Source organism: Actinomadura sp. 7K507 (assembly GCF_004348425.1).
GTDB lineage: Bacteria > Actinomycetota > Actinomycetes > Streptosporangiales > Streptosporangiaceae > Spirillospora.
Genome location: NZ_SMKK01000029.1, coordinates 1 through 17,503, shown reverse-complemented (window position 1 = coordinate 17,503; position 17,503 = coordinate 1). Strand labels below are relative to the sequence as shown.

The window sequence follows — 17,503 nt, the reverse complement described above, 5'->3', positions numbered from 1 at the left end:
TATGAGCTATCTGCTGACCCAGCTGGTGAACGGCGTGTCGCTCGGGCTGGTCCTCGGGCTGATCGCGGTGGGCTTCGTGGTCGTCTTCAAGTCCACCGGGGTGCTGAACTTCGCGCACGGATCGGTGCTGCTGCTCGGCGCCTACCTCGTCGCGCGGCTGCACCCGCAGCTCGGGTTCTGGGGCGCCCTCGCGGTCGGGGTGCTGGGCGCGGCCCTGGTCGCGGCACTGATCAACACGCTGCTGGTGCGGCACGTCGCCGAACACGACCCGGGCGTGTTCGCGATCCTGACCATCGGCGTGGACATCCTGCTGCTCACCGAGCTGACCCGGCAGATCGGCAACGACGTCCTCAACATCGGGGCGCCGTGGGGCGCCTCGGTGGTCACGGCTGCGGGGGTCAGCCTCCCGGCGTCCCGGGCGGTCGCGGCGGGCACGGCGCTGGTCCTGTTCGCCGTGCTCGGCGTGCTGGCCGCACGCACCGACTGGGGGATCGCGATGCGCGCGGCGGCGGCCGACCCCGACACCGCGTCGCTGATGGGCATCCGGCTCGGCCGCACCAGCGCGATCGGGTGGGGCCTCGCCGGTGCGCTGGCGGCCGTGGCCGGGGTGTTCCTCACCTCCTACCCGACACCCGGCGTCGAGCCCGGCGTCTCCGTCATCGCCTTCGCCGCCATCCCCGCCTGGGTGCTGGGCGGCTTCGACTCGGTGCCCGGAGCGGTCGTCGGCGGCCTCGTCATCGGCGTCGCGCAGGCGCTCGCCGTGGGCTACGAGTCAGAACTGCACTTCCTCGGCAGCGGCTTCGGCGAGGTCGTCCCCTACGCGGTGATGGTCCTCGTCCTGCTACTGCGCCCGCACGGGCTGCTCGGCCAGAAGGAGGCCATCCGTGTCTGACCAGCCGCCCGCGCCCGGGCTCGCGCGATTCCGGCCGGCGGGGCCGCTCGGGCCGGTGACGCCGACCCGGGCCGCCGGCGCCGTCCTGCTCGTCCTCGCGGTCGCCGGACCGCTGTGGCTCACCGACTTCTGGCTCCAGGCCGGGCTGTTCGCGATGGCCGCCGTGGTCGGGGCGATCGGCCTCACCCTCCTGGTCGGCGTCGCGGGCCAGCTCTCGCTCGGCCACGCGTTCTTCCTCGGCGTCGGCGCCTACACCTACACCCTGCTCGCCGGAGAGCGGGAGGACGGGATGTCGGGCTTCGGGCTGCCGCCGCTGCTCGCCCTCGTCGCCGCCGCGGCGGTGTCGGGCGCGGCGGGCGCCGCGTTCAGCCCCATCGCCGGACGGCTGCGCGGCATCTACCTCGGCCTCGCCTCACTCGGGCTGGTGTTCCTCGGCCGGCACGTCTGGCTCAACGCCGAGGACGTCACCGGCGGGTACAACGGCCGCACCGTCGAGGCGTTCGCGGTGCCCGGGTTCAGCTTCAGCGACGAGAACCCCGAGTACCTCGCGGTGCTCGGGACCGCGTTCGGGGAGCTGCACCGCCTCTGGTACCTGTTCCTCGCCATCGCCCTGCTGGCCGCGTTCTTCGGCCGCGGGATCAAGGCCGGCCGGGCGGGCCGGGCGATGGCCGGCGTCCGCGACGGGGAGACCGCCGCGGCGTCCGTCGGCATCCAGGTCGCCCGGGTCAAGGCCACCGCGTTCACCGTCTCCTCGGTCTACGCGGGCGTCGCCGGCGCCCTGACGGCGCTGGCGTTCGGCCGGATCGCGCCGGACTCGTTCGCGCTGACGGTGTCCATCGACTACCTGGTGATGATCGTGCTGGGCGGGGCCGGCTCGATCGCGGGCGCCTCGGCGGGGGCGGTGTTCGTCTCGGTGCTGCCGCTGCTGCTCGTGCAGTACAGCGCGCAGCTCCCCTTCCTGTCCGCACCCGGCTCCGGTGGTCTCGACGCCGCCACGCTGAGCCGGTTCGTCTACGGCGTCGCGATCGTCGCCGTCCTGATCCTCCTGCGCGGCGGGCTCGCGGGGGCACTGCGCCACGTGGGGGTCCGCACCGGGTGGACGGGTGACCCCGGCCGTTCCGGGGGGCGTGGGGGGTCGTCCCCCCACGAGGACCGGCCCGATCCACGGGTTCCGAACGTTCAAGCCTGAAGGAGACCTCCCCATGACGATCCGTCCCCTCGCCGCGGCGGCGCTGTGCCTGGCGGCGCTCGCGGCATGCAGTACCACCGACCCCAACGCCGGCGAAGGGGGAGGCGACGGCAGCGGGGTCCGCACCGGCAACGGCGTCACCGACTCCGAGATCAAGATCGGCGTGCTCACCGACCTGTCCGGGCCGTTCAAGGCCGGCGCCGCGGTCCAGGTGCAGGAGAAGAAGGCGTACTGGGCGGCCAAGAGCGCGCAGGGCGGCATCTGCGGCCGGAAGATCACGGTCGACGTGCGCGACCACGGCTACAACCCGCAGCGCGCCGTGTCGCTGTACCGGAGCATGTCGCCGGACATCGTGGCGCTCCAGCAGGTCCTCGGCTCGCCCGTCGTCGCGGCGATCCTTCCGCTCGCCGAGAAGGACGACCTCTACGTCGGCGGCATGGGCTGGCCCAGCGTCTCCTTGAAGTACAGGGTCGCGCAGATCCCCGGCACCACCTACAGCATCGAGGCCGCCAACGCCGTTGACTACCTCGTGGACACGCTGAAGGTCCCCGAGGGCAGCACGATCGGGCACGTCTACTTCGAGGGCGACTTCGGCGGCGACTCGCTCGCCGGCGCCGAGCACGCGGCCAAGGAGCGCGGGCTGAAGATCCACCCGATCAAGATCACCCCGCAGGAGTCCGACATGTCCGCCCAGGCGGCGGCGCTGAAGCGGGCGGACGTCAAGGGCGTCATCCTGGGCGCCGCCCCGTCGCAGCTGTCCTCGCTGGCCAGCGTGCTCGCCTCCAACGGCCTGAACGTCCCCCTCATCGGGAACACGCCCACGTTCAACCCCGCGCTGCTGGACACGCCGGCCAGGGAAGGCCTGCTCAAGAACTTCTACACCACGACCACCGTCGCCCCCTACAGCGGAGAGGGCGCCGGGGTGAAGAAGGCCACCGCGATGTTCGAGAAGAACGCGCCGGAAGGGACGAAGGGCTGGGAGGTCCCGCTCGCCTACGGGCAGGCCGAACTGCTCGCCGCGGCGCTGGAGGCGGCGTGCAAGGCCGGTGACCTCACGCCCGAAGGCGTGGTCGACGCGATGCGAAAGACGTCCGACCTGGACACCCAGGGACTGTTCGCCGGGACGCTGAACTACACCGAGGAGGGCCAGCCGCCCACACGCAAGGTGTTCGTCTCCAAGGCGGACCCGGAGGCGCCGGGCGGCCTGAAGACCGTCGACACGGTCGAGGGCCCGAGCGCCGTCAGCTACAAGTTCGAGTGAACGGATCGGCACCGTGACGGTCGCGCTCCAGTGGTCGGAACTGCACGGCCCGCCGAGCCCGCCCCTTGAGGAGGCGGTGGTCGGCGACGTGCTCCGCCGGGCCGCCCGGATGGGACCGGACGACGTCGTCCTGACCAGTCCCGGCCCGGCCGGCCCCGGCCGGGCCGGGCGGGATCCGGCGAGCTGGACGGCGGCGGGACTGCTGGCCGACGCCACCGCCGTGGCGGCGTCGCTGCTGCGCCGCCACCCGCCCGGCACGCGCATCGCGACGTACCTGCACAACGGGCCCGAAGCGGTCCTGCTGCAGTTCGGCGTGGCGCTGGCCGGCATGGTGCTGGTACCGGTCAACCCGAAGGCCCGGCCGGACGAGCTGGCGCACGCGCTCGGCCTGTCGGAGGCCGCCTGCCTGTACGTCGGCGCCGAGGACGCGGACCCGGCCGGGCGGGCCGCGTCCAGGCTGCCGGGGCTCGGCGAGGTGGTGCGCCTGGACGGTGACTGGCGTGCGCTGCGGTGGGGAGGGCCGGCACCGGTCCTCCCGGCGGTAGACCCGGACTCGCCCGCCCAGATCCAGTTCACCTCCGGGACGAGCGGACGCCCCAAGGGTGTGCGGATCCACCACCGCGGCATGGTGGACACCTCCCACGCGTTCGCCCGGCGCATCGGCCTGCCGCCGGGCGGCGCGTGGGTCGACCCGATGCCGCTGTTCCACACCGCGGGCAACGTCCTGGGCGCGATGGGCGCGCTGTGGCAGCGCGCCGAGCACGTCGTACTGCGGTTCGAGCCGGCCGCCGTGCTGGCGGCCGTGGCCGCGCGGCGGGCGACGCTGCTGTCCGCCGCGCCGACGCTGCTGCACCTGCTGATGGGCCACCCGGACTTCGCCGCCACCGCCATGCGCGACCTGCGGGTCGTGTTCACCGGCGGCATGACCCTGACCCCCGCGATGGTCGACACGATCGAGGCGCGCTTCGGCGCGCCGCTGTCGGTCACGTTCGGCATGACCGAGACGTGCGGCTGCGCCCTGCAGACCGCACCGCTGGCCGATGACGCCCAGGCGCGCCGCACCACGGTCGGCACCCCCATCGAGGGCACCGACGTCCGTGTCGTGGACGCCGGCGGCGAGGTCGCCCCCGTCGGCCGGGCCGGGGAGCTCCTGCTGCGCGGCGCGCGGCTGACCCGGGGCTACCACGGCGACCCGGAGGCGACCGCCCGCGCGATCGACCCCGGCGGCTGGCTGCACACCGGCGACCTGGCCGTGATGGACGCCCGCGGCCGGCTGCGCATCGCCGGCCGCCTCAAGGACATGATCAAGACCGGCGGGGAGAACGTCGCGCCGGAGGAGGTCGAGGAGGTCGTCACCGGCCATCCCGGCGTGGCGCGGGCGGCGGTCGTCGGCGTCCCGGACGCCCGGTGGGGCGAGCTGGTGGCCGCCTTCGTCGTCCCCGAGCCCGGCACGGACTTCGACGCGGACGCGGTAGCCGCGTACTGCCGCGAACGGCTCAGCCCGTTCAAGGTGCCGCGGAGCTGGACCGTCGTCGGCGAGCTGCCGCTGACCGCCTCGGCCAAGGTCAAGCGCGCCGAGCTGCGGCGCCGTGCCGCCGCGTCGCGGCGGGACTGACGCGGCGGCACGTCAGGACGGCGCCGCCGTCCGCGCGGCCGTGCGGCGCGGGCCGGCGTCGAGAGGCCCTCGTGCGCTGATCATGCCGTGGGACGTTCGGCCCTTCTCCCGCGTCCGGTATGCGCGCAGACTGGAGGGTAGGAGGGCAGGAACATGAACGGCGTGGAGAGGATTCGACGGCCGCACGTCCTGTTCGGCTACGACGGCACGCAGGAGAACGACGCCGCGTTGCGCTGGGCGGTCGAGGAGGCCCGGCTGCGCGACCTCGACCTCGTGGTCTGCCACTGCTGGCACTGGCCCTACGCGCGCGGCCACGAGGACCCGGACGCTGAAACGATCATGAAGCGGGCGGGGGAGCACCTGCTGGCGCGGGGCGTCCGCCGCGCGCGGGAACTGGGCGCGCCGGGGACGGTGCGGCGGCGCCTGACGCGCGGGCCGGCGAACGAGGCGCTGCTGCGCGCGTCCGGCACGGCGGAGCTGATCGTGATCGGCCCGGACGACTGGCCCGGCGCGGGCGCGACCGCGGTGGAGCTGCCGGCGCGGGCGGAACGGCCGGTGATCGTCGTACCGGGCGGGCGGGAGCGGCCCGGGAAGGTCGTCGCGGGGACCGACGGGACGGCGAGCTGCGAGCCGGTGCTCGGCTTCGCGTTCGAGGAGGCGGCCCTGCGCGGCTGGGACCTGCACGTGGTCCACGGATGCTGGGAGCCGGGGGCGGTGAGCGAGGCGGAGCTGGCCCTGTTCAACGACAGGGAGCTCCTGGAGAAGACGCGCACCGCCGAGCTGGAGGCCAGCGTCGCGCCGTGGCGGGAACGCCACCCGGAGATCGGCATGACGGTGTCGCTCCTGCTGGCGCGGCCGGGCGAGGCGCTCGGGGAGGCGGCGGAGGACGCCGGGCTCCTGGTGCTGGGCGACCGGGGGAGCGGCCCCGGCCGGCTGGGCGCGACCAGCTCGGAGATGCTCCGCCAGGCCTCGTGCCCCGTCGCGATCGTCCCGGGCCGGAGGTCCCGGAACTGACGAATCCAAGCATCTGACCGGGATCCCTTCCGCGCCGCGAGCCCGGAAGCGTGCGGACGACCAAGGAGGCGCATCATGCGCGGTGGCGGCGGTGTCGTCGTGGGATACGACAGGTCCGAGTCGAGTGAGGCGGCGGTGCGCTGGGCGGCTGCGGAGGCGAGGCTGCGTGGCGTGCCGCTGACGGTCGTCCACGCGTGGGACCTGTTCCCGGCCGTCGGCCCCTACTCCGTTCCCGCCGACGATCTGCTGGCGGCGGGAGAGCACATCGTGGCCGAGGGCGGGGCGCACGCCCGTGAGGAGACCGGCGACGTGCACACCGTGATCGGGCGGGGCGGCGCCACGACCGTCCTGATGGAGGCCGCCGCCGGCGCGGACCTGGTCGTGGTGGGCTCGCGCGGACGCGGCGGGTTCGCCGGGCTGGTGCTCGGATCGACGGCCGCGTCGCTGGCGTCGCACGCACCCGCCCCCGTCGTGGTCGTGCGTGACCACCCGGCGGAGGGGCCGGTGGTGGTCGGCGTGGACGGGTCCCCGGCATCGCTGGAGGCCCTCGGCCTGGCGTTCGCGGAGGCGGCCCTGCGCGGCGCCGACGTCGTGGCGCTGGCGGCCTGGCCCCGCGAGGTGGAGGTCGGCCCGGCGCCGCTGGTGGACGCCGAGTCGCTGCGCGAGTTCGCCGGGGAGCGGCTCGCCCGGCTCGTCGCGCCCTGGAGCGAGAAGTACCCCGGCTTGCGGGTCCGGACGGCGGTGCTGACCGGGGAGCCCCGCGAGGTGCTGCTCGACGCCGCCGTGGACGCCGGTCTCCTGGTGGTCGGGTCCCGCGGGCTCGGCGGTTTCCGCAGCATGCTGCTCGGCTCGGTCGGCCAGGCCCTCCTGCACCACGCCTCCAGCCCGGTGCTCGTCGCGCGCCCGCCGCGCGACGCCGGATGACCGACGCCGGATGGCCGATCCCTGATGACCGGTCCCTGATGACCGTGGCCGGTCACCGGGGCGGCGGTCCGGTCACGGCTTGCGGAGGATGCCGCCGTACTCGGTGAGGTCGCGTCCCATCTTGGACGCCCCGGCGAACGCGGACAGCTCCTCCGGGACGGGGGCGAGCGGCGGCTGGTCGGGGTCGGGACGCCAGTTGACGATGTCGATCAGCCCCGGCTCGACGGGCCTCAGGTCGCTCCGGAAGAGCGCGTCGACCTCCGCGCGGCTGCGGCCCCGCCACGGCATGCCGGCGCCGTTCGCGGTGGCGTCCAGCTCGGCGCGGCGCTCGGGATCGTCGCAGACCACCTGGGTGAAGGCCAGGTGGCTGCCGGGGACGGCGCGGTCGATGACGTGGTGCAGGACGCCGGGCGGGTCGTCGGCGTCGAGCAGGTGGTGGCCGATGGACAGGAACAGCACGGCGACGGGCTCGTCGAAGTCGATGAGGCGCTTGACGTCGTCGTGCTCCAGGACGGCCGCCTGGTCGCGCATGTCGGCGGTGATCACCGTGGTGGAGTTGTCGCCGGCCAGCAGCGCGCGGGCGTGCACGAGCACGATGGGGTCGATGTCGACGTAGACGACGCGGGAGTCGGGCGCGAACTTCTGCGCGACCTGGTGGACGTTGTTGTCGGTGGGAAGCCCGCAGCCCATGTCGAGGAACTGCCGGATCCCCGCCTCGGCGGCCAGGTACCGGACGGCCCGGTACAGGAACAGGCGGTTCTGCCGGGCGAGGTCGACGAACTCGGGGAAGTGGGGCAGGCTCTGCAGCGCGAACTGCCGGTCGACCTCGTAGTTGTCCTTGCTGCCCAGCCCCCACGCGTACACGCGGGCGGACGTGGGAATGTCGTGGGGGATCTCGTCCGGGACTCCGTCTGTGCCCACCGTGCGCTCCTGACCGTCCGAAAGACGCCGTTATGTAGGGGTTTCAGGCTAGCGGCCGGGGGCCCGCCGCGCCTCCGGTCCGGCAGAGAACGATCATGGTTTCGCCACCAGGGCGGCGGTCGCGTCCAGCGCCGGGTCCGTCGGCAGGTCCGGGTCGAGGATCAGCTGCAGCAGCAGCCCGTCCAGGAGGGCGGTGAACAGCATGGCGGTGCCCTCGCGGCGTTCGGCCGGCCAGTCCGGGCACAGCTCCTCCAGCCGCGCGGCGATCCGGCCGCGCAGGGCGCGCGACCAGTCCCGCCGCTCGGCCCCCATCCGCGGGTCGCGCAGCGCCCTGACCAGCAGTTCCGCGGCCAGCCTGAGTTTGCGTTCCCCCGCGACCATGTCCGGGACGAGTTCGCGCACCGCGCGCACCGCGGCCGGGGTGTCCGGCGCCGCGACCAGCGCGTCCACCACCGGCTCGACGATCATCTCGCTGGCGCGCTGCGCGACGGCGACGTGCAGCCCGGGGAGCCCGTTGAAGTAGTGGTGGAGCAGGCCCGGCCGGGTGCGGGCGCGGTCCGCGACGGCCCGGGCCGTGATCGCGGCCCAGCCGCCCTCGGCGAGCAGATCGAGTCCGATCCGGATGAGCTGGTCGCGGCGCGCCCGCCCGCGAGGAGTCGACGCGCGATGGTCCTCGTGGGTCATCCAGCCAAGCTATCCCAGCGTTTGCATCGTGCAAAGATCACGAGAGCCCGCCCGGCCGGCGGGCTCCCGTGCCGCGGTCAGGACGCGCGCTCGCGCTCGGCGCGGAGCTGGAGCGCCACGTCGATGATCATGTCCTCCTGGCCGCCGACGTACCCGGCCTCGCCGACCTTCTGCAGGATCTCGTGCGCCGGGACCTCGTAGCGCTCGGCGGCGCGCTCGGCGTGCAGCAGGAAGCTGGAGTACACGCCCGCGTACCCCTGCGTGATCGCGCCGCGGTCGGCGAACGGCAGCCGGTGCAGGAACGGCTTCACCACGTCGTCGGCGGCGGCCATCACGCCCTGCACGTCCACCCCGGTCGGGACGCCGAGCCGCTCGAACGTCGGGACGAGCACCTCGGTGGGGGAGTTGCCCGCCCCCGCGCCGAGCGCGCACAGCGCCCCGTCGATCTGCAGGGCGCCGTTCTGCTGCGCCAGCACCGAGTTCGCGACGCCCAGCGACAGGTTCTGGTGGCCGTGGAAGCCGATCTGCGCCTCCCGCCCGATCTCCTTGACCACCGCGCTGATCCGGTCCTGCGCCTCCCCGAGGACGAGCGCGCCGGCGGAGTCGACGACGTAGACGCACTGCGCGCCGCCGTCCACCATGATCCGGGCCTGCTTCGCCAGCTCCTCCGGCTCGACCCGGTGCGCCATCATCAGGAACCCGACGGTCTCCATGCCGAGGTCGCGGGCGGCGGCGAAGTGCTGGAGCGACACGTCCGCCTCGGTGCAGTGCGTCGCGATGCGGGCGACGGCCGCGCCGGCGCCGTGCGCCAGCTTCAGGTCCTCGACCGTCCCGACGCCCGGCAGCATCAGGATGGCGATCCTGGCGCGGGTCGCCTCGTCCACGGCCGCGGCGACGAGCTTGACGTCGTCCTCCAGCGAGAAGCCGTAGTTGAACGACGAGCCGCCGAGGCCGTCGCCGTGCGTGACCTCGATGACCTCCACACCGGCGCCGTCCAGGGCGTGCACGACGCCGCGGACCTGCTCCTCGCTGAAGCGGTGCGCCATCGCGTGGCTGCCGTCGCGCAGCGTCGAGTCGGTGATCCTGATCTTCTGTGCGGTGTCGCTCATGTGGTGGCCTTCCTGCGCGCGAGCTGCTCGCCGACCCGGGCCGCGGCCGCGGTCATGATGTCGAGGTTGCCGGCCCACGGCGGCAGGTAGTCGCCGTTGCCGCGGACCTCCAGGAACACCGCGACGCGGGCCATCCCGTTCCAGATGTCGCGGGGCTCGTCGAACTGCGGCTCCGCGCGCAGCGTGTACCCGGGCACGTACGTGCCGACCTCGGCGACCATCTTCTCGATCGACTCGGAGATCGCCCTGGTGTCGGCGTCGGACGGGATCGCGCAGAACACCGTGTCCCGCATGATCATCGGCGGGTCCACCGGGTTCAGGATGATGATCGCCTTGCCGCGCCCGGCGCCGCCGACCTTCTCGATGGCGCGGGCGGTGGTCTGGGTGAACTCGTCGATGTTGGCGCGGGTGCCGGGACCCGCCGAGCGGGACGCGATCGACGCGACGATCTCCGCGTACGGCACCGGCACCACCGAGGAGACCGCGTGCACGATCGGGATCGTCGCCTGCCCCCCGCACGTGATCATGTTGAGGTTCGGGGCGTCCGACAGCGTGTCCAGGTTCACCGGCGGGCACACCAGCGGCCCCGTCGCGGCGGGCGTCAGGTCGACCGCGGTGATCCCGGCCGCCTCGTAGCGCGGGGCGTTGGCCAGATGCGCCTTCGCCGACGTCGCCTCGAACACGATGTCGGGCAGCGCCGGCTGCGACACCAGCCAGTCCACGCCCTCCGCCGACGCCGGGACGCCCAGCTCGCGGGCGCGTTCGAGGCCGTCCGACTCCGGGACCACCCCCACCATCGAATGGACGTCGATCAGCTCGCTGCGCATCAGCTTGACCAGCAGGTCGGTCCCGATGTTGCCGGGCCCGACGATCGCGGCGCTCAGTTTGCTCATGCCTGTGCCTCCTTTCCGAAACGGGCGGTGACCGTGCCGATCCCGGCGAACGCGGCGGTGAGGGTCTCGCCCGGCGCGACCGGAACCGCGGCGGTGATCGAGCCGGGCAGCACCACGTGGCCCGCCTCCAGCGCCACCCCGCGCTCCCCGAGGACGTTGGCGAGCCAGACCAGCGCGTTGATCGGCGAGCCCAGCACCGCGCCGCCCGCGCCGGTGTCGATCAGGTCGCCGTCGCGGTGGAGCAGGCAGCCCATCAGCGACAGGTCCAGGCCGTCCAGCCGGACCGGGCGGGTGCCGAGCACGACACCGCCGCTGGAGGCGTTGTCGGCGATCGTGTCCGGGAGGGTGATCTTCCAGTCCGCGATGCGGGAGTCGATCACCTCCAGCGCCGGGAGCACGTACTCGACGGCGGCGACCGCGTCGGCGGCGGTCGCGCCGGGACCGGCCAGCGGGCGGCCGAGCACGAACGCGACCTCCGGCTCGATCCGGGGCTGCAGGAACCGGCCGGTGTCGATCGGGGCGCTGTCCTGGAAGAACATCGAGTCCAGCAGCACGCCGAAGTCCGGCTGGTTCACGCCCATCTGCCGCTGCATCGCCGCCGAGGTCAGCCCGACCTTGTGGCCCTTGATCCGCGCCCCGCCGCCGGTCCACGCCTCCACCTGCGCGAGCTGGACCGCGTACGCGTCGGCGACCGACATGTCCGGATGATTCGCCGTCAGCGGCGAGATGGGAGTACCGGTCGCGTACGCGTCGAGCAGCGCGGCCGCGGCCTTCTCCACCGAACCCGGGTCCATGGGCTGTCCTTTCCTCGTTGCGCCGTCCGCGCAGGTCCGAGCCTCTCCCGCCCCGGCCGCCGCGGGCAACGCCGCCGTCCCGCGTGGTGGGACAACTCGCCTAGATTGGGGCCATGGCGTCCGACGAGACCTTCCTGCGCCGCGCCGTCTCGGTGCTGACCGCGTTCCGCGCGGACGACGACGGCCTCGGTTCCGCCGAACTCGCCCGCCGCAGCGGCCTGCCCAGGTCGACGGCCCACCGGATCGCCCTGGACCTCGTCGGGGCCGGGCTGCTGGAACGCCAGGGCACCCGCGTCCGGCTCGGCCTGAAGCTGTTCGAGATCGGGCAGCGGGTACCGCGCCAGCGGGTCCTGCGGGACGCGGCCGTCCCGTACATGTCGGACCTGCGGGAGGCCACCCGGCAGACCGTGCACCTCGCGGTCCTGGAAGGCGGCGAGGTCGTCTACGTGGAGATCCTCGGCTCGTCCGGCGGGCCGCGGCTCCCGTCCCAGGTGGGCGGCCGGCTGCCCGCGCACGTCACGGGCGTCGGCAAGGCGATCCTGGCGTTCTCCCCGCCGGACGTGGTCAAGGCCGTCCTGGACGCCGGGCTGGTCAAGGCCAGCGAGCGCAGCGTCACCGCGCCGGGCCTGCTCGCGCGGGAACTGGAGACGATCCACCGCGAGGGCGTCGCCTACGACCGGGAGGAGTCCGGCTCCGGCATCGTCTGCGCGGCCAGCCCCGTCCTCGGCCCCGACGGCCTGGCGGTCGGCGCCCTGTCGGTCTCGGGATGGTCGAACCGGATGCGCCCGGCCGTCGTCGCCCCCGCCGTCCACACCGCCGCCCTCACCCTGTCCCGCACGCTCGGCCAGCGGCAGCGGACCCGCTAGGGCAGGTGCCGGGCCAGGAGCTGCGCGAGGTGTTCGCCGTCGCGGCCCGCCAGTTCGCGGAGCTGCGTGCGGCAGCTGAACCCGTCGGCCAGGACGACGTCGTCCTCACCCGCTCCGCGCACGGCCGGGAGCAGCTGGTACTCGGCGACCGCGACCGAGACGTCGTGGTGCCCCTTCTCGACGCCGAAGTTGCCCGCGAGCCCGCAGCAGTTGCCGAGCCGGCCGACCTCGGCTCCCGCCTTCTCCAGCAGCGCCGCGTCCTTCGTCCAGCCCATGACGGCGTGGTGGTGGCAGTGCGGCTGCGCTATCCCGGTGACCTCCGACAGGTCGGGCGGGGTCCAGTCCCCGGTTTCGGCGAGCAGTTCGGCGAGGGTGCGGGTCGCGGCCGCCACCTCGCGCGCCGCGGCGGCGTCCACCCCTCTCAGCAGTTCCTCCGCGTCCGACCGCAGCACGCCCGTGCAGGACGGCTCCATCCCGACGACCTTGGCGCCGCGCCGGACGTGCGGGAGCAGCGCCTGGACGGTGCGCCGGGCCTGCTTGCGCGCCCCGTCCAGCTGCCCGGTCGAGATCCACGTGATGCCGCAGCACACGGGACGCTCGGTCACCGTGACCCGGTATCCGGCGTGCTCCAGCACCCTCACGGTCGCCTTGCCGACATCGGGCGAGAACGCGTCGGTGAAGCTGTCCACGAACAGGACGACCTCGCCGTTGCGTCCGTCCGCGCTCCGATGGGACGCGAACCAGCGGCGGAACGTCACCGGCGCGAAGGCGGGCAGGGTGCGCCGCCGGTCGATGCCCGCGCCCCACGAGACCAGGGGCCTCATCAGGGACCAGCGCATCCCCGCGTTGGCGATCTTGATCATGGCGGGGGCCCTGCCGAGCAGCCGCGTCCAGCGGGGCAGCCGGCCCAGCGCGTAGTGGGCGCGCGGCCTGATCCTCCGCCGGTACCGCTGGTACAGCGCCTCGGCCTTGTAGGACGCCATGTCGATGCCGGTCGGGCAGTCGGAAGCGCAGCCCTTGCACGACAGGCACAGATCGAGCACGTCGTGCAGGGCTTCGGACTTCCAGCCGTCCGGCCCGAGCTTCCCGCTGACGACCTCCTGCAGCACCCGGGACCGCCCGCGCGTGGAGTCCTTCTCCTCCCGGGTCGCCAGGTACGAGGGGCACATGACGCCACCGGCCGCAGTGTTGTCGGCGCGGCACTTGCCGACCCCTGTGCACCGGTGCACCGCCCGCGACAGATCCCCGCGATCGTCCTGGTAGGCGAGAGCGAGGCCGCGCTCGAACGGGACGGCCTGCACCGCGCGCAGGCCGCCGTCCACGGGCGCCGGACGGACGATGATGCCGGGATTGAGCACGTCATCGGGGTCGAAGACGTCCTTGACGGCCGAGCACAGCGCCAGCGCCTCGGGCGAGTACATGTGCGGCAGCAGCTCGCTGCGCGCCCGCCCGTCCCCGTGCTCGCCGGACATCGTGCCGCCGTGCCGGGCGGCGAGCGCCGCCGCCTCACCCAGGAAATCCCGGAAGACGCCGCGCCCGTTCGCCCGCCCGAACGGGAAGTCGATGCGGACGTGGATGCAGCCGTCCCCGAAATGCCCGTACGGGACGCCGAACAGCCCGTACTCGCCCAGCAGCGCCTCGAACTCCCGCAGGTACACGCCGAGCCGCTCGGGCGGCACCGCCGCGTCCTCCCACCCGGCGTGTGCCTGCTCGCCCCCGGGTGTCCGCGCGACCAGCCCGGAGCCGTCCTCGCGGATCCGCCACAGCGCGTCGGCGAGCGCCATGTCCTCGACCAGCGCCGAGTCAAGGCACCCGGACTCGGCGACGACCTTCCGGGCGGTGCTCCGCAGCGCCCCGGTCTCCGGCCCGGCGAGCTCCACCAGCAGCCACCCCGACCCGTCCGGCAGCGGCGGCACGGCAACGGCCCCCCGCCGCTCCCGCACGACGCCCGTGATGCGCGAATCCAGCCCCTCGCACGCCACCGGCCCGTGCGGCAGGATCGCCGGGACGGCGTCGGCGGCCTCCGCCATCGACCCGAACCCGAGGACGGCCAGCACGCGGCACTCGGGCTCGCGCACCATCCGCACCCGCGCCGCCAGGGTCAGCGCGAGCGTCCCCTCGGTGCCCACCAGCGCCCGCGCGACGTCGAACCCCTTCTCCGGCAGCAGATGCTCCAGCGAGTATCCGGAGACCTGCCGCCCGAAGCGCCCGAACTCCGTCCGCACCAGGGCGAGGTTCTCGCCCACCAGCCCACGCAGCCGCTCGAGCAGCACCGACTCCCCGCCGCCGCCGGGGACGTCCCCGAGGCGGAGCCGCTCCCCGGAACCGGTGACCACGTCCAGCCCGAGCACGTTGTCGCTCGTCCGCCCGTATCCGAGCGCCCGCGACCCGCAGGCGTTGTTGCCGATCATCCCGCCGAGCGTCGCCCGCGTCCGCGTGGACGGATCAGGCCCGAACCGCAGCCCGTGCCCGGCCGCCACCTGGTGGAGCCGCGCCTGCACGATCCCCGGCTCGACCAGCGCCGTCCCCGCGTCCGGGTCGATCTCCAGGACCCGGTTCAGATGCCGGCTCACGTCCGCCACGACACCGGGCCCGACCGCGTTGCCCGCGATGGACGTCCCCCCGCCCCGCAGCGTCAGCGGCACTCCGGACTCCCGGCACACCCCCAGGACCGCCGGCAGTTCGCCCGCCTCCCGGGGCGTCACCACGACCCGCGGCGGCACCCGGTAGAGCGAGGCGTCGGACGAGTACATCGACCGCGCGAGCGCGGAGTCGTCCACCCCGCTCACCCCGGCCCGCCGCAGCGCCGCGACGAGGTCCCCCTGGTGATCGGTCAAGCCCGGCCTCCCTCTCCGGGGGCCGCCGCGCCCGGCCGCGAACCCCGCGCTGAACTCCTTCGATGGGATGGTCATAACGGTAGGTCATCAGCCGCGGACCGGCGCCGCCGGCGGCGGACCTGATCTGCCGGTCTCACGCCGGGTGGCCGTTCCCGCCCGCCGCCGAGTAGCGCAGCAGCACGGCGCCCGAATGGAACGGGCGGGTCTCCAGCAGTTCCAGCCGCACGGCGCCCGACTCGAAGAGCCGCGCGCCGTGTCCGACGACCACCGGGAAGACGAACAGCCGGTACTCGTCGACCAGGCCCGCGGCGATCAGGGCGTGCACGAGCCGGATGCTGCCCGTGGCGACGATGTCTCGCCCCGGGGCCTCCTTGAGTGCCTTGACCTCGTCGGCGAGCGGACCGCGCAGGACGGTGGAGTTCTGCCATCCGGGATCGTCCAGCGTGCTGGAGACGACGTACTTGTCCACCGTGTCGAGGTACGCCGACACGCCCGTCGGGTCGTCGGTCTGGGCCGGCCAGAACCCGCGGAAGGACTCGAAGGTGTTCCGGCCGACCAGCAGCGCGTCGGCGGCCTCCTGATGCTCGGTGTTCGCCGCGGTGATGTCGGTCTGGTCGACGTCCGGGTCGAGCGGATCGAACCAGTTCCCGGCCATGTCGATGACCCCGTCGAGGGTGATGTTCTCGGTGACGACGAGCTTGCGCATACGTACCTCCTCTTCGTGGCGTGCTCTCAGGCAGACCGCCAGGGGGGCGCAGAATCATCGGCGGCGGGTGCAGGCGGATCCGCCGGGGTGAGGAGCGGCAGGAAGCCGATCATGGTTACCCGGTTGGCGGCAGGGAAGGTCCAACGGAAATTCTGCTGCTGTGACGGAAGTGGTGCGGGGACGTGACGGAGACGCGGCGGAACGCCGGGACCGGTCCGCCGGGACCGGGGCGCGCCGAGGGCGCCGGCCGGCCGATGGTCATGCTGGCGATGGCGACCCTCGGGTTCGCGGTGAACTTCTGGGCGTGGGCGCTGCTGAGCCCGCTCGCACCCCGGTTCCAGGAGTCGCTGGGGCTGTCGTCGTTCGAGCAGGCGCTGCTGGTCGCGGTGCCGGTGGTGGTCGGGTCGCTCGGGCGGATCCCGGTGGGGGCGCTGACCGACCGGTTCGGCGGGCGGGTGATGTTCCCGGCGCTGTCGCTCATCACGATCCTGCCCGTGCTCTATCTGGGGCTCCTCGGTCATTCGTCGCTCGGGGCCCTGCTGGCGGGCGGGTTCTTCCTCGGCATCGGCGGGACGGTGTTCGCGGTGGGTGTGCCGTTCGTCAGCGGGTGGTTCCCGCCGGAGCGGCGCGGGCTGGCGCTCGGGGTCTTCGGCGCCGGGATGGGCGGCACGGCCATCGCCGCGCTGACGACGGTGAGGGAGGTCGACGCCTTCGGGATCGCGTTCGCCTTCGAGGTGATGGCCGTGCTGCTCGCGGTCTACGCGGTGACGGCGTGGTTCGTCCTGCGGGAGGCGCCGGGACGGACGGCGCCGGCCGAGTCGATGGCCAGGCGGCTGGCGGCCACGGTCCGGCTCGGCGTCACGTGGCAGATGTCGGCGCTGTACGCGGTGGCGTTCGGCGGCTATGTGGCGTTCTCGGTGTACCTGCCCACCTACCTGAAGGCGGAGTACGGGCTCTCGCAGGCGGACGCGGCGACCCGGATGGGCGGGTTCGTGCTGCTGGCCGTGCTCCTGCGTCCCCTCGGCGGCTGGCTGTCGGACCGGGTCGGCGCGGTCACGGTGATGACCGCCTCCCTGGCCGTCACGGCCGCGGGCGCGGCGGTCCAGTCGTTCGCCCCGGCGCTGATGCCGCTCGGGACGATCGCGTTCCTGACCATGGCGGCGGCGCTCGGCGCGGGCAGCGGCGCGACGTTCGCGCTGGTCGGGCGGCTCGCCCCGGCGGACAAGGTCGGCGCGGTCACCGGCGTGGTCGGCGCGGCGGGCGGCCTCGGCGGGTTCGTCCCGCCGCTGGTGATGGGGGCGCTGTGGGGAAGCCTCGGGTCCTACCGGATCGGCCTGCTGCTGCTCGCGATCGTGGCGGCGGCGGCCGGCGTGTTCACCGCGACGGCCGTCAAGCGGGCCGCGGCGAGCCGCGCGACCGCCTAGTGCGCATGATGCGGAAGGAAGGGATTCGAGGGTGAGTTCGACCAAGGGCAGGCCGGGTCTGGACGGGCCGCTGGAAGAGGCGCTGGTGGGGACCCGCAGATTCTTCACCCGTGCCCAGGTGTCGTCCGATCTCCGGACGGTGACGAAGGCGGGAGGGCGGGAGGCGGACGCCTTCTACCGTGACCGCTGGTCGCACGACAAGGTGGTGCGCTCCACCCACGGGGTGAACTGCACCGGGTCCTGCTCCTGGAAGGTGTACGTCAAGGACGGCATCATCACCTGGGAGGCGCAGCAGACCGACTACCCGTCGGTGGGCCCGGACCGGCCGGAGTACGAGCCGCGCGGCTGCCCGCGGGGCGCGTCGTTCTCCTGGT

16 protein-coding genes are annotated in these 17,503 nt (G+C 73.9%); 9 read left to right on the top strand and 7 right to left on the bottom strand.

Annotated features, from left to right (window positions below):
* Position 1 precedes the first annotated feature (1 nt).
* The 6 genes from E1285_RS09420 to E1285_RS09395 all read left to right on the top strand — a co-directional run bounded on the left by E1285_RS09420 (position 2) and on the right by E1285_RS09395 (position 6,895).
* Positions 2-892, top strand: a complete 891-nt coding sequence (locus E1285_RS09420) for a branched-chain amino acid ABC transporter permease (protein ID WP_132150193.1) — start codon at positions 2-4, stop codon at positions 890-892.
* The gene (locus E1285_RS09415) at positions 885-2,081 is read left to right on the top strand and encodes a branched-chain amino acid ABC transporter permease (protein ID WP_243722667.1); all 1,197 of its coding nucleotides are present in this window, start codon (positions 885-887) and stop codon (positions 2,079-2,081) included. The genes E1285_RS09420 and E1285_RS09415 overlap by 8 nt, the downstream gene beginning before the upstream one ends.
* 13 nt (positions 2,082-2,094) lie before the next feature.
* Positions 2,095-3,342, top strand: coding sequence for an ABC transporter substrate-binding protein (locus E1285_RS09410; RefSeq protein ID WP_132150191.1), 1,248 nt, complete (start codon positions 2,095-2,097; stop codon positions 3,340-3,342).
* 13 nt (positions 3,343-3,355) lie between these two features.
* The gene (locus tag E1285_RS09405; RefSeq protein ID WP_207946496.1) at positions 3,356-4,957 is read left to right on the top strand and encodes a class I adenylate-forming enzyme family protein; all 1,602 of its coding nucleotides are present in this window, start codon (positions 3,356-3,358) and stop codon (positions 4,955-4,957) included.
* Between the two features lie 153 nt (positions 4,958-5,110).
* The gene (locus E1285_RS09400; protein WP_132150189.1) at positions 5,111-5,971 is read left to right on the top strand and encodes a universal stress protein; all 861 of its coding nucleotides are present in this window, start codon (positions 5,111-5,113) and stop codon (positions 5,969-5,971) included.
* Positions 5,972-6,046: 75 nt separating this feature from the next.
* Positions 6,047-6,895 (top strand): universal stress protein, encoded by an 849-nt coding sequence (locus tag E1285_RS09395; RefSeq protein WP_132150187.1) that lies wholly within the window; start codon positions 6,047-6,049, stop codon positions 6,893-6,895.
* A gap of 72 nt (positions 6,896-6,967) precedes the next feature.
* Here E1285_RS09395 and E1285_RS09390 read toward each other — a convergent pair whose 3' ends face one another.
* From E1285_RS09390 to E1285_RS09370, 5 genes are all read right to left on the bottom strand, one after another.
* Positions 6,968-7,816 (bottom strand): SAM-dependent methyltransferase, encoded by an 849-nt coding sequence (locus tag E1285_RS09390; RefSeq protein WP_132150185.1) that lies wholly within the window; start codon positions 7,814-7,816, stop codon positions 6,968-6,970.
* Positions 7,817-7,909: 93 nt separating this feature from the next.
* Positions 7,910-8,500, bottom strand: a complete 591-nt coding sequence (locus E1285_RS09385; protein WP_207946495.1) for a TetR family transcriptional regulator C-terminal domain-containing protein — start codon at positions 8,498-8,500, stop codon at positions 7,910-7,912.
* Between the two features lie 77 nt (positions 8,501-8,577).
* Positions 8,578-9,609, bottom strand: coding sequence for a 4-hydroxy-2-oxovalerate aldolase (gene dmpG, locus E1285_RS09380; RefSeq protein ID WP_132150183.1), 1,032 nt, complete (start codon positions 9,607-9,609; stop codon positions 8,578-8,580).
* Entirely contained in the window at positions 9,606-10,502 is an 897-nt protein-coding gene (locus E1285_RS09375; protein WP_132150181.1) for an acetaldehyde dehydrogenase (acetylating), read from the bottom strand. The genes dmpG and E1285_RS09375 overlap by 4 nt, the downstream gene beginning before the upstream one ends.
* A complete protein-coding gene (locus E1285_RS09370) occupies positions 10,499-11,296 on the bottom strand; it encodes a 2-keto-4-pentenoate hydratase (protein WP_132150179.1) in 798 nt (265 codons plus the stop codon). Before E1285_RS09370 ends, E1285_RS09375 begins: the two co-directional genes overlap by 4 nt.
* Positions 11,297-11,409: 113 nt before the next feature.
* Between E1285_RS09370 and E1285_RS09365 the strand changes: the two genes are divergently transcribed.
* A complete protein-coding gene (locus E1285_RS09365; RefSeq protein ID WP_132150177.1) occupies positions 11,410-12,162 on the top strand; it encodes an IclR family transcriptional regulator in 753 nt (250 codons plus the stop codon).
* Here E1285_RS09365 and E1285_RS09360 read toward each other — a convergent pair.
* Both E1285_RS09360 and E1285_RS09355 read right to left on the bottom strand, forming a co-directional pair.
* Complete coding sequence (locus E1285_RS09360) at positions 12,159-14,999, bottom strand: FAD-linked oxidase C-terminal domain-containing protein (RefSeq protein WP_347814069.1); 2,841 nt, start codon at positions 14,997-14,999, stop codon at positions 12,159-12,161. The two genes, E1285_RS09365 and E1285_RS09360, sit on opposite strands and share 4 nt — an antisense overlap.
* A gap of 133 nt (positions 15,000-15,132) precedes the next feature.
* Positions 15,133-15,705: a dihydrofolate reductase family protein gene (locus tag E1285_RS09355; RefSeq protein WP_132150173.1), complete on the bottom strand. Its 573-nt coding sequence runs from the start codon at positions 15,703-15,705 to the stop codon at positions 15,133-15,135.
* A gap of 182 nt (positions 15,706-15,887) precedes the next feature.
* Between E1285_RS09355 and E1285_RS09350 the strand changes: the two genes are divergently transcribed.
* Positions 15,888-17,129: an MFS transporter gene (locus tag E1285_RS09350; RefSeq protein WP_243722666.1), complete on the top strand. Its 1,242-nt coding sequence runs from the start codon at positions 15,888-15,890 to the stop codon at positions 17,127-17,129.
* Positions 17,130-17,160: 31 nt separating this feature from the next.
* A partial coding sequence (locus tag E1285_RS09345; RefSeq protein ID WP_132150171.1) for a hypothetical protein occupies positions 17,161-17,503 on the top strand: 343 nt, incomplete at its 3' end.